8 protein-coding genes are annotated in these 12,167 nt (G+C 74.0%); 3 read left to right on the forward strand and 5 right to left on the reverse strand.

Translation table 11 applies throughout. The features are described 5' to 3' along the window. Positions 1-19: 19 nt before the first annotated feature. From IMZ35_RS06795 to mshC, 4 genes are all read right to left on the reverse strand, one after another. Entirely contained in the window at positions 20-829 is an 810-nt protein-coding gene (locus IMZ35_RS06795; protein ID WP_229370836.1) for an ABC transporter ATP-binding protein, read from the reverse strand. Further along, positions 826-1,893 carry a FecCD family ABC transporter permease gene (locus IMZ35_RS06800; RefSeq protein WP_307867824.1) on the reverse strand — a complete coding sequence of 356 codons (1,068 nt, stop codon included), beginning with the start codon at positions 1,891-1,893 and terminating at the stop codon, positions 826-828. Before IMZ35_RS06800 ends, IMZ35_RS06795 begins: the two co-directional genes overlap by 4 nt. Then, positions 1,890-2,861 (reverse strand): FecCD family ABC transporter permease, encoded by a 972-nt coding sequence (locus IMZ35_RS06805; RefSeq protein WP_229371177.1) that lies wholly within the window; start codon positions 2,859-2,861, stop codon positions 1,890-1,892. The genes IMZ35_RS06800 and IMZ35_RS06805 overlap by 4 nt, the downstream gene beginning before the upstream one ends. Positions 2,862-3,225: 364 nt before the next feature. Next, positions 3,226-4,464 carry a cysteine--1-D-myo-inosityl 2-amino-2-deoxy-alpha-D-glucopyranoside ligase gene (gene mshC, locus IMZ35_RS06810; protein ID WP_199440046.1) on the reverse strand — a complete coding sequence of 413 codons (1,239 nt, stop codon included), beginning with the start codon at positions 4,462-4,464 and terminating at the stop codon, positions 3,226-3,228. A 265-nt stretch (positions 4,465-4,729) separates the two neighbouring features. Here mshC and ctaD point away from each other — a divergent pair, with 265 nt between their 5' ends. The 3 genes from ctaD to IMZ35_RS06825 all read left to right on the forward strand — a co-directional run bounded on the left by ctaD (position 4,730) and on the right by IMZ35_RS06825 (position 8,405). Further along, positions 4,730-6,502 (forward strand): aa3-type cytochrome oxidase subunit I, encoded by a 1,773-nt coding sequence (gene ctaD / locus IMZ35_RS06815; RefSeq protein ID WP_199440047.1) that lies wholly within the window; start codon positions 4,730-4,732, stop codon positions 6,500-6,502. A gap of 107 nt (positions 6,503-6,609) precedes the next feature. After that, positions 6,610-6,807, forward strand: coding sequence for a hypothetical protein (locus IMZ35_RS06820; protein ID WP_199440048.1), 198 nt, complete (start codon positions 6,610-6,612; stop codon positions 6,805-6,807). Beyond that, a complete protein-coding gene (locus IMZ35_RS06825; RefSeq protein ID WP_199440049.1) occupies positions 6,801-8,405 on the forward strand; it encodes an HEXXH motif domain-containing protein in 1,605 nt (534 codons plus the stop codon). The genes IMZ35_RS06820 and IMZ35_RS06825 overlap by 7 nt, the downstream gene beginning before the upstream one ends. A gap of 18 nt (positions 8,406-8,423) precedes the next feature. On the opposite strand, the gene fxsT is transcribed toward IMZ35_RS06825, so the two are convergent. Continuing rightward, on the reverse strand, positions 8,424-12,065 hold the full coding sequence (gene fxsT / locus IMZ35_RS06830; RefSeq protein WP_199440050.1) for an FxSxx-COOH system tetratricopeptide repeat protein: 3,642 nt from the start codon (positions 12,063-12,065) through the stop codon (positions 8,424-8,426). Positions 12,066-12,167: the final 102 nt, after the last annotated feature.

Raw genomic sequence — 12,167 nt, forward strand, 5'->3', positions numbered from 1 at the left:
CGCCGGGGCTCCTGGGCCGTCAGGACGCGGGAGCCAGAGCGCTCGCGCGCTGACGGCGCAGCGGGACGATCAGCGGGGTGTCGGTCTCCGGGTCGGCGATCACCCGGCACGGCAGACCGAACACGTCCTCCACCAGCTCCGCCGTGACCACCTGCGACGGCTCGCCCCGGGCGACGATGCCCTCGCCGGGCTTCATCACCACGAGGTGGGTGGCGTAGCGGCACGCCTGGTTGAGGTCGTGCAAGACGGCGACGAGCGTGTGACCGCCCTCGTGCAGATCGGCGCACAGGTCGAGCACCTCGACCTGGTGGGCGATGTCGAGGAACGTCGTGGGCTCGTCCAGCAGCAGGATCGACGTCCGCTGCGCCAGCACCATCGCGAGCCACACGCGCTGCCGCTGACCGCCGGACAGCTCGTCGAGCAGCCGGTCGGACAGGTCCTGCACTCCGGTCAGCCGCATCGCCTCGGCGACGGCCGTCTCGTCGTCGTGGGACCACTGGCGCAGCAGCCGCTGGTGTGGGTAGCGACCGCGGGCGACCAGCTCGCCCACGGTGATGCCGCCGGGCGAGATCGACGTCTGCGGCAGCAGGCCCAGCCGGCGCGCGACCTCCTTGGACCGGTAGGAGGAGATCACCTCGCCGTCCAGGTAGACCGCGCCCCCGGTGGGCTTGAGCATCCGGGCCAGTGCCTTGAGCAGCGTCGACTTGCCGCAGGCGTTGGGGCCGACGACGACGGTGAACGAGCCGTCCGGGACGGACACGTGCAGGCCGGACGCGACCGTGCGCTGGTCGTAGGCCAGCGTGAGGTCCTCCCCGCGCAGTCGGCTCATCGTGCGACTCCCCTTCGCCATTCGGTGGCCAGCAGCCAGATCAGGTAGAGCCCGCCGATCGCGCCGGTGGCGATGCCGACCGGCAACTGCGTGGGAGCGAAGATCCGCTGCACGGCCAGGTCGCTCGCCACGAGCAGCACGGCCCCCATCAGGGCGGAGGACAGCACGCCCGGCCCGGTCGCCGCGGTCAGCCGCTTCGCGAGCTGCGGCGAGGCGAGCGCGACGAACGCGATGGGCCCGGCGGCGGCGGTCGCCACCGCGGCGAGGCCGACGCTGGTCAGGATCAGGCCGAACCTGCTGCGCTCCACGTCGACGCCGAGCCCGGTGGCGGCGCTGTCGCCCATCTCCATCACCGCGAGGCGGCGGCTGAACCACGCGGCGAGCGGGAACAGGACGGCCAGCGCGGCGGCGAGGGGCTGCACCTGGTCCCAGCCGCGGCCGTTGAGGCTGCCGACGAGCCACGCCTGGGCGGTGAGCGCGCTCTCCAGCGAGACCCTGGTGAGGAGGTAGGAGTTGATCGCCAGCGCGAACGAGCTGACGCCGACGCCGATCAGGACGAGCCGGAACCCCTGCACGCCGCGCCTGCGCGCCAGCAGGTACACCGCGAGCGAGGTGATCAGGCCGGTGGTGATCGCGCCGGCGGACGTCTGGAGCATGGAGCCGTGGAAGACGACGATGACGAGGATCGCGCCGGTCGCGGCCCCGTTGGTGAAGCCGATGACGTCGGGGCTCGCGAGAGCGTTGCCCGAGAGGCTCTGCAGGAGCGCACCGCTCGCGGCGAGCGCGGCTCCCACGAGGACCGCGGTCAGCAGGCGCGGCAGGCGCAGGGTGAGCACGATGAAGTCGGACGCGCCGGTCCCCCGCCCGAGCAGCGTCGTCACCACGTCGACCGGCGCTATGGGGAAGTCGCCGGTGGTCATGGTGAACACGCCGACCACGAGCAGCACCGCGAGCAGGCCGAGCGAGGCGAGGAGCGCGCGGAGCGGGAAGCGCAGCGAGACGCCACCGCGCGGCCAGCGCACGACCGTGCCCCGGACCGGCCGGGGCGGCGCGGGGGCGCTCACAGCGACCCGAGCTTCCTGCGGCGGCACAGCGCGATGAACACCGGAGCCCCCACCAGCGCCGTCACGATGCCCACCTCCAGCTCCGCGGGTGCGACGACCACGCGGCCCAGCACGTCGGAGCCCAGCAGCAGGACCGGCGCGAGCAGCGCCGAGTACGGCAGCACCCACCTCTGGTCGGCTCCGCCGATCATCCGGGCGACGTGCGGAACGGTCAGTCCGATGAAGGTGATGGGACCGATGGCCGCGGTCGCCCCGCCGCACAGCAGGGTCACCGCGACGGCTCCCAGCAGCCTGGTGCGGCCGAGGTTCGCCCCGAGCGCCTTGCCGGTCTCCTCGCCCAGCGCGAGCACGTTCAGCGACCGGGCGAGGGCGAACGCGAGGAGCAGGCCGACGGCGATGAACGGCGCGATCTGCGTGAACACGTCGAGCTTGCGGCCCGCCACCGAGCCGACGTTCCAGAAGCGGAAGGCGTCGAACGAGCGCGGGAACAGCAGCAGCACGCCCGAGGTGTAGGAGATCAGCACGGCGGTCAGCGCGGCTCCGGCGAGCACGAGCCGCTCCGGGGTGGCGGTGCTGCGGCCCTGCGAGCCCAGCACGTAGACCAGCACGGACACCGTCGCCGCGCCGCCGAGCGCGAACCACGCGTAGCCGCCGGGAGAGGTGATGCCGAAGAACACGATGGCGGTGGCGACGGCGGCCGACGCGCCCTGGTTGACGCCGAGCAGACCGGGGTCGGCCAGCGGGTTGCGGGTCAGCGCCTGCATGAGCGCGCCCGCGATGCCGAGCGCGGCCCCGACGCTCAGGCCGAGCAGGGTCCGCGGGACGCGCAGGTCGTGCACGATCACGGCCTCGGCCGAGCCGTCGTGGTGCCACAGCACGGACCAGGTGACGGAGACGGGGATGCCCTTCGACCCGACCCACAGGCTGAGCAGCACCACGAGCGCGAGCACGGCGGCGGCCAGCACCAGTCCGGCGGCTCGCGGCGCGACTCGCGACGCGGCGCGCGGTGCCCGGCGCGGTTCGTCGGTGTCGACGAGTTGCACAGCCGTGCTCACCCGCGCCTCCGCAGTTCTGGACCGTTCGCGGTCGAGTTACTGAGGTGAGGCTAACCGAAGCCCGCCACCCGGATCAACGCGGTGTGCCGGCCACGTGCGGCGACCGGACGGCCCCCGCGCGCGGCACGGGTCCGCGACTCGCCCGATCGAGGGAGCACGGGCGATGCCGCGCGGGGGACGCCGACGTGGCCGTCACCGACGACCCGCTCACCGGGTGGGAGCGCGCCCTGCTGAGCGCGCCGCGGGTCGTGGCGGGCGCCACGACCCGCGGCGAGCACTACAGCTCCACGCCCAGCAGGGCGTCGACCGCCGCCCGGAGCAGCACCGGTCCCGTCGGGTCGGAGCCGCCCGAGGTGGTGGCGTCGCGCGCCCAGGCGTCCACGGCGGCCAGCGCGCGCGGGGTGTCGAGGTCGTCGCCGAGGTGGTCGCGCAGCCGGGCCACGGTGTCCTCCGCGGCCGGGCCGGTGCTCCGCGCGACGGCGTCGCGCCACAGCGCGAGCCGCTCCTGCGCCCGCACGAGCAGGTCGTCCGTCCACGGCCGGTCCTCGCGGTAGTGCCCGGCGAGCAGGGCGAGGCGGACCGCGTTCGAGTCGACCCGCTCGGCCCTCAGCTTGGAGACGAACACGAGGTTGCCGCGCGACTTCGACATCTTCTCGCCGTCGAGGCCGATCATCCCGGCGTGCACGTAGTGCCGCGCGAAGGGGCGCTCGCCGGTCAGCGCCTCGGCGTGCGCCGCGCTGAACTCGTGGTGCGGGAAGACCAGGTCGGACCCGCCGCCCTGCACGTCGAACGGCGTGCCGAGCCGGTTGAGGGCGATGGCGCTGCACTCGATGTGCCAGCCGGGCCGCCCCTCCCCCAGCTCGGACGGCCAGGACGGCTCGCCGGGCCGTGCGGTGCGCCACAGCAGCGCGTCGAGCGGGTGCCGCTTGCCGGGACGGTCGGGATCGCCGCCGCGCTCGCCGAACAGGCGCAGCATCGTCTCCTGGTCGTAGTTCGACTCGTAGCCGAACCGGCCGGTCGCGGTGTGGTCGAAGTAGACGTCGGGGTGCTCTGGGTCGTCGACGCGGTAGGCGGAGCCGTCGGCGAGCAGCTTCCCGATGGCCTCGACGATCTCCGGGATCGCCTCGACCGCGCCCACGTACTGCCGCGGCGCGATGACCCGCAGCGCCTCCATGTCCTCGCGGAACAGGGCGGTCTCGCGCATGGCGAGCACGACCCAGTCGTCCTGGTCGCGCTCGGCGCGCTCCAGCAGCGGGTCGTCCACGTCGGTGACGTTCTGCACGTAGTGCACGTCGTGGCCGTTGTCCCGCCACACCCGGTTGACCAGGTCGAACGCCAGGTAGGTCGCGGCGTGGCCGAGGTGCGTGGCGTCGTAGGGGGTGATGCCGCAGACGTAGATCCCGGCGGTGGGGCCGGGGCTCGTGGGCCGGACCTCACCGGTCGACGTGTCGTACAGCCGCAACGGCCGGGGTTCGCCCGCGATCCGCGGCACGGGAGGGGATGACCAGGTCTGCATGGTTCCGACCCTAACCCCCGCCGCCGGAGGGGGAAGACCGTCCGCACCGCGGGACGGCGCGGGGGACGCCGTCGTCGGCTTCGCGGTCGTGGACGCCGTGCGGGCGGTGGTCACCGCCGAGCCCCCGCGCTCCCACCGGCGGCACGAGCGGACCGGGGGGGGCGGCGAGGCACCGGAGAAGCGGAATCACCCGGCCGGGGGCGGTTGGAGCGGGTGGTCGCGGGTATGGGCAGGGCGACGACCGCGTCGAACCCCGGGAGACGGAATGACCACGCTGAGGCCGACTCCGGTGATCCCCCAGCCGGGAGCGCGCCACCCGCGCTCCAGGGGTTCGGTGCTGCTGAGCCTGCTGCGGACGACCGATCACAAGCAGATCGGCATCATGTACATGGTCACGTCGTTCGTCTTCTTCCTGCTGGGCGGCCTGATGGCGCTGGTCATGCGGGGCGAGCTGGCGCGGCCCGGAATGCAGTTCCTGTCGCAGGAGCAGTACAACCAGCTGTTCACGATGCACGGCACGGTCATGCTGCTGCTGTACGCGACACCCATCGTCTTCGCCTTCGCCAACTTCGTCCTGCCGCTCCAGATCGGCTCGCCGGACGTGGCGTTCCCGCGGTTGAACGCCTTCTCCTACTGGCTGTTCCTGTTCGGCGGGCTGATCGTGGTGTCGTCGTTCCTGACCCCGGCCGGCGCCCCCGACTTCGGCTGGACGGCCTACACGCCGCTGAGCCAGGGCGCCCACACGCCGGGCGTCGGAGCCGACCTGTGGATCGCCGGTCTCGCGGTCGGCGGTCTCGGCACGATCCTCGGCGCGGTCAACATGATCACCACGGTGACCTGCCTGCGCGCGCCCGGCATGACCCTGTTCCGGATGCCGATCTTCACCTGGAACATCCTGGTCACCAGCATCCTGATCATCATCGCGTTCCCGATCCTGACCGCCGCGCTGTTCGGGCTGCTGGCCGACCGGCACCTCGGCGCCCACGTGTTCGACCCGGCCAACGGCGGGACGATCCTCTACCAGCACCTGTTCTGGTTCTTCGGCCATCCCGAGGTCTACATCGTCGCGCTGCCGTTCTTCGGCATCGTCACGGAGATCCTGCCGGTGTTCAGCCGCAAGCCGCTGTTCGGCTACAAGGGCCTGGTCTACGCCACGGTCGCCATCGCCCTGTACTCCGTGGTCGTCTGGGCGCACCACATGTTCGCGACCGGCGCCATCGCCATGCTGTTCTTCTCGGCGACGACGTTCATCATCGCCATTCCCACCGGCATCAAGTTCTTCAACTGGATCGGCACGATGTGGCGGGGGCAGATCACCCTGGAGAGCCCGATGCTGTTCAGCATCGGCTTCCTGGTGACGTTCCTGTTCGGCGGCCTCTCCGGCATCCTGCTGGCCTCGCCGCCCATCGACTTCCACGTCCACGACACGTACTTCGTCGTCGCGCACTTCCACTACGTGCTGTTCGGGACGATCGTGTTCGCCACCTACGCGGGCATCTACTTCTGGTTCCCGAAGATGACCGGGCGGATGCTCGACGAGGGACTGGGCAAGCTGCACTTCTGGGGCACGTTCCTCGGTTTTCACGGCACGTTCCTCCTCCACCACTGGCTGGGCAGCCAGGGAATGCCGCGCCGCTACGCCGACTACCTGCCGAGCGACCACTTCACGAACCTCAACACGCTGTCCACGATCTTCGCGTTCCTGCTGGGGGCCTCGACGCTGCCGTTCATCTACAACGTGTTCCGCAGCTACCGCTACGGCGACCCGACGACCGTGGACGACCCGTGGGGCTTCGGCAACTCGCTGGAGTGGGCGACGACCTCTCCCCCGCCGCGGCACAACTTCACCGAGCTGCCGCGCATCCGCTCCGAGCGCCCCGCGTTCGAGCTGCACTACCCGCACATGATCGACCGGATGCGCGACGAGGCGCACTTCTCCATCACCAAGCGCAACCAGGACGACGTCGGGTCCGACCACGCCACCGAGGTCGGGCTGTCCGCCGAGCGCAGGCCGCAGAACGGCGAAGACCCGGAGTAGGCGTCCGAGCAGCGCAGGGGGCGCCCTCCATCCGAACGAACGCACCCCGAGCGGAACGTGGGAGTATCGATGCTGTCACGCACCGTGTTCGGAGGGAGATGAATGCCGTGCAGTCCCCCGCAGCTGCTCCGGTGTCCGACCTCGTGGACGTGACGGGGCTCGACCTCGCGCACCTCGCGTCCGCCGACGACGAGACCCTCCTGTCCGCCGTTCGCGGACTGCGCGCCGCTCTGGGCCCGGCGCCCGTGCTCACCGAGGCGGGCACCCAGGACCCCGGTGGAGTCGCGGCGGACCTCGAATGCTGACGCCGGGCGCGCAGCCCGGCACCCCGGCGCCCCGTCACACCCTGAGCTGGCCCGTCTTCGACGCGTTCGCCCGCGGCGCGCAGGACGAGCGGACCGTGCTCGCCCTGCGCGCCGCGCACCTGAGCAGACGCCTGCTGCTGCTCCGCGCCCTGCTCGACGAGGCCGGCGACCTCGGCGGCGCGCACGACGCCTGGGACCTGCTCGTCGCGGCGCAGCGCCGCGCCCCGGCCAGCACGACAGCCGTGCTGAGCCACCCGCCGACCGGCGTCTGGCTCGCCAGGACCCTGCGCAGACTGCGCGGCGACCTGGACGGGCCGGCGCCGCTGGAGGTGGAGGCCGGGCACCTGCACGCCGTCGCCGCGGCGGCCGCGGTCCGCGCGGGCCTGGAGTTCACCGCGCGCGTGCCCGTGCGGCGCGGCACCGCCGCGCTGCCCTCGCTGGGCCTCGCGCACGTCACCGGCGCGCGGCGGTGGGACACCGCGGAGGTGCGCCGCACAGCGGCCGGTCTGCGGGTCGGCCAGGTGGCGGTGCCGGAGGACCCGGCGCGGGACGCGCCCGGCTGGTGGGGCCTGCGCGTGCTGCGCGCGGAGTCCGCCGGACTGCGGCTGGAGGTGCCGCTGGACGACGTCGACCCCTACCGCGACTTCCGCCGCCCCCTCCTGCCGGCGCGGTTGCCCGCCGACGAGGTGGCGCGGTGGCGCTCGCTGCTGCGGGAGACGTGGGACCTGCTCGTGCGCGAGCAGCCGGACACCGCCCGCGCGCTGCGCCCCGGCCTGCTGTCGCTGGTGCCGCTGCACGGGACGACGGTCAGCGCGTCGGCCTCCGACGCCTTCGGCTGCACCGCGCTGCCCCGGCCGCACGACCCGGCGGAGTTCGCCGAGACCCTCCTGCACGAGTTCCAGCACTCCACCCTGCACGCCCTGCACGACCTCGTCCCGCTGCACCGCGACGACGGCGCGGCGCGGTTCTGCGCGCCGTGGCGCGAGGACCCCCGGCCGCTGGCCGGGCTGCTGCACGGGGCGTTCGCGTTCACCGCCGTCGCGGACTTCTGGCGGGTCCGCGCCAACCGCCCCGGCCCCGACCCGAGGCGGCGCTGCGCCCGGCTCGCGTTCGCCCACCACCGGTCGCGGGTCGCCGCCGCGCTGGACGCGCTGCACGGCGAGCCCGGCCTGACCGCGGCGGGCGTCCGCCTGGTCGACGGCGTGCGCGAGCGGACGGAGAGCTGGCGCGACGAGGCCGTGCCTCCGGACGTGCTCGCCGTCGCCGGGACGATCACCGGCGAGCACCGGGCCAGGTGGCGCCTGCGGCACGCGCGCCCGGCGGCGGAGCGCACCGCCGAGCTGGCGCGGGCGTGGCTGGCCGCACCCGCGCCGCACGCCCCGGCCACCCGCGTGCCCGACCACGTGAACGAGGTGGCCCGCCTCCCCGCGGCGGACGAGCCGTGGATCTCCCTCGCCCTCGCCCTGCGCCACCGGGAGCACGACGACACCGTGCTGGAGCGTCCCGAGCTGGTCAGGGCCGTGTACCTGGAGGTGAGGGCCCGCAGCGGGCGCGCGCCGGACGTGCGGGCGCTCGCCGGGTGGCTCGCCGATCGCTGAGGAACCGCCGCTCCGGCCTCAGGTCGACACCGGCTCCACGTCGCAGTCGGCCCGCGTCTGGCGCGCGACCGCCCCGATCGCCGGGTGCAGGTCGCCCAGCGCGACCCGCAGCCGCGCCAGCACGTCGGCGTGCACCGCCTCCGCGTCCGGCACCCGTCCCAGCGCACGCAGGTCCAGCGCGGTGTTGGCCTCCGCCGACAGGGTCACCGGGTGGTCCGGCCCGAGCGCCACCCGCAACCCCGCCACCGCGTCCTCGCCCACCTCCAGCGCCGCGCCGACGTCCCCGCACCCGGCGAGGTCGCTCGCCAGGTTCACCCGGCAGGCCAGCGTGAACGGGTGCTGCGGGCCCAGCACGGCGATCATCCCGCGCAGCGCGCCCTCGTCGAGGTGCCGCGCCACCGCCACGTCGCCCCGCAGGCGGTGCGACACCGCGAGGTTGGTCCGGGTGGCCAGCGACCAGGGGTGCCCCTCACCGAGGTTGCGGCGGTAGCGGTGCCACACCACGCGCCCCAGTTCGATCGACTCCACCAGGTCACCGGCCAGGCGCAGGTCCACGGCGAGGTTCGCGGCGGCGGCCGTCGTGGCCGGGTGCTCGTCGCCGTGCAGCTCGCGCAGCCTGGTCAGCGCCTCCTCCGACAGCTTGCGCGCCGAGTCGTGGTCACCGGCCCTGCGCAGCACCGCGGCGAACGTGCGGATCGCCTGCGTCGTGTCCGGGTGGTCGTCGCCCAGCAGGTCCCGGTACCGGGCCAGGGTGCTCTCCTGCAACTCGGCCGCCTGCGCGTACTCCCCGCACTGGCGCAGGTCCAGCGCCAGGCTGTTCAGCGTCAGCAGGGTCCACCGGTGGTGCTCGCCCAGCACGCGCGCCTTGCGCAGCCAGGTGTCGCGGTCCACGTCCCGCGCCGCGGTGTACCTCCCGCACAGCCGCAGGCTCACCGCGTGGTTGTGCGCGGCGCTGAGGGCCTCGGCGTCGTCCTCGCCGAGCAGGTCGCGCAGCCGTCCCGCCACGTCCGCGTCGATGCGCAGGGCCGCGGCGAAGTCCCCCGTCGCGCGCAGGTCCGCCGCCAGCACGCCGGCCATGCTCAGCGTGCGGCCGTCGTGCGGGCCGTACACCCGCCGCGCCACGTCCAGCGCGTGCGAGTTGACCGCCCTCGACCTGGTGGAGTCGCCCTCGTTGCGCAGCGCGATGCCGAGCTGCTTCGCCGCGGCCAGCGCGTCGGGGTGCTCCTCCCCCAGCCTGCGCGACCACGACTGGTGCACCTCCTCCGCGAGGGCCCGGCAGCCGGTGAAGTCGCCCCGCAGCCGCAGGAACACCACCTGGACCAGCACGAGACGCCGCACGAGCGGGTCGTCCGAGTCGATCGCCCGCGACGCGCAGACGTGCGGCAGCAGTTCGGCGCAGCGCGGCCAGTCCCGCACGTCGGCCGGGTCGTGGGGGGCGCTGTCGGCGAGCACGAGGTGCGCCACGTGCCGCCGCGCCTCCCGCTCCCGCTCGGTCATCTCCTCCCGCACGACCAGCTGCACGAGGCGGTGGAACTGCACCGTGTCCGCCCGGTGGTCCAGCCGCGCCAGGCCGAAGCGGCTGATGTCGCGCACCGCCTTGCCCAGCAGGATCGGATCGGTCATGTCCTCGGAGTCCGCGACCGGGGAACGCAGTCTCGCCGAGGACAGCAGGCCGCGGTGGATCGGCTCCGGACCGAAGAACGAGCACACCCTCAGCAGCTCGAACGCCTCGGGGCTGCGCGCCCGCAGCCGGTCCAGGGAGACGTTCCACGCGGCGGCCACCGGCATCGGGTAGTCCACCGGGGCACCCGCGGCGAGCAGGTCCATCTGCTTGCGGCGGAACAGCTCCAGGTACTCCCGCGCCGGCATCCCGGTCTCCACCCGCCACGCCGCCGCCTGCTCCAGGGCGAGCGGCAGGTCGCCGAGCACGTCGGCGATCCGGTCCGCGTCGTCCTCGGACAGGCCGCCCGCGCGGCGGCGCAGCAGCTGCGTGCTCTCCTCCCTGGTGAACAGGTCCACCTCGACGCCGAGCGCGACCGTGGACCACTGCGGGTTGCGCGAGGTGACCAGGACCCGGCCGCCGCCGGCGGGGAAGAACGGCCGCACGTCGCCGGGGCGGTCGGCGTTGTCGAACACCAGCAGCCAGCGGCCGTACGGCTGCCCGGTGCGCAGCGCCTCCAGCACGGCGGGCACGGCCGTCTCGGCGCTCCCGGCTCCGGGCAGGGACAACCGCTCGGCCAGCTCCACGAACGACGACCGCACCTGGGCCGGCCGGTGCGCGGGTATCCACCACACGAGGTCGTGGTCGGCGGCGTGCCGGTGCACGTGCTCCACCGCGATCTGCGTCTTGCCGATGCCGCCCATGCCGTGCAGGGCCGTGGGCCGGACGTCGGCGCCCGCGTGCGATCCGATGCCCGCGTGCAGCGCGTCGAGCAGCTCCTCCCGGCCGGTGAAGTTGACGTTGCGGCTGGGCACGCCGCCCCACACGGCCGGTGTGGCGCCGCGGTCGGCGGCCGTGGCCGGGGGACCGCTGCGCACCCCGCCGGCCCGCAGCCACGCGATCGTGCTGGTCTCCTTCACCGAGACCGGGACGCGCCGGAACGACGCGGCGTCCACGGCCGGGTAGTTGCGCACGACCTCGTCGAAGTACCACTCCGACACGGCGAGGACGATCACGCCCGTGGTCCGGGCGAGCAGCTCCTTCAACGCGGGCGCCTCCAGCAGCCGGAACGCCAGGTTGAGGGCGTTGCCGTCGTGACCGTGCGCGTCGCGGCGCACCTCCCCGGCGTGCAGCGCGACCCGCAGGCGGATCTGCGCGCCGGGCGAGTGCGTCGAGTTGTACCGGCGGATCGCCGCGGCCAGCCGGTCGAGCAGCTGGTCCACCAGCAGCTCCTTGGGGATCTCCGGCGGCACGAGGACCATCACCCCGTCGCCGCGGTCCTCCCGCGTGCACGAGTCCCAGTCGGCGCGCGCGTCGGCGAAGGCGTCGGCCAGCGCGGTGTAGAGGCCGTCGCGCATCACCCTGCGGTGCTCTCCGGTGCGGTCGGCCCGCCCGAAGCCCTCGATGTCGACGACCAGGATCGACCGGTGCTCCGCCGCCGTGCGGTGCGCCTCGTCCGCCGCCTGCTCCCGGCCGGCCTCCGCCCGGAGCACCTCGGCCGGCTGCCGCAGCCAGGCGAAGCACGTCTCGTCGCGGTCGACGGGCACCCGCCGGTACGGCCCGCCCGCGGTGGGCGGGCCGTCGTCGGCGAACTGCTCCGAGCAGGCGACGACCACGGGGCCGGGCGACTCGGTCACGGCGCGGTGCTCCGCGAGCGCCTCGGCCAGTTCCACCGCCCGCTCCACGTCCGCGTCGTGCCGCGCCAGGTGCAGCACGACGCGCAGCCGCAGCGCGACGACCGGGTCGACCTCGGTGTTGTGCTTGCGCACTCCGACGTCGAGGGCGTCGAGGAACCGCTCGACGAGCACGTGCCGCCGCACGCACGCGGGCAGCACCACCGCCAGCCCCTCCCCGCGGTCGTAGCGCACGCAGTCGCCGAACTCGGTGCCCACGTCGGCCAGGGCGGCGGACAGCACGGCCCGCAGACCCCGCCGGGCGGCGGCGCGGTGTTCGGCGCTCCACCCCGGCCGGTCGAAACCGTCGACGTCGACCACCAGCACGCAACGGTGAACTGCACTCGATCGGAACTCCACCGCACCTCACACCCTCAAGTGGCAGCGATCCTCGTCTGGTCGTCCCGATTCTCGGTGCTGACGAGAAGG

This window comes from Umezawaea beigongshangensis (assembly GCF_016464305.1).
GTDB classification, from domain to species: domain Bacteria; phylum Actinomycetota; class Actinomycetes; order Mycobacteriales; family Pseudonocardiaceae; genus Umezawaea_A; species Umezawaea_A beigongshangensis.

Excerpts from the sequence above, each read along its gene's own strand:
- IMZ35_RS06795 (WP_229370836.1), bottom strand. The coding sequence starts at position 829 with ATGAGCCGACTGCGCGGGGAGGACCTCACGCTGGCCTACGACCAGCGC.
- mshC (WP_199440046.1), bottom strand. The coding sequence starts at position 4,464 with ATGCAGACCTGGTCATCCCCTCCCGTGCCGCGGATCGCGGGCGAACCC.
- ctaD (WP_199440047.1), top strand. The coding sequence starts at position 4,730 with ATGACCACGCTGAGGCCGACTCCGGTGATCCCCCAGCCGGGAGCGCGC.
- IMZ35_RS06825 (WP_199440049.1), top strand. The coding sequence starts at position 6,801 with ATGCTGACGCCGGGCGCGCAGCCCGGCACCCCGGCGCCCCGTCACACC.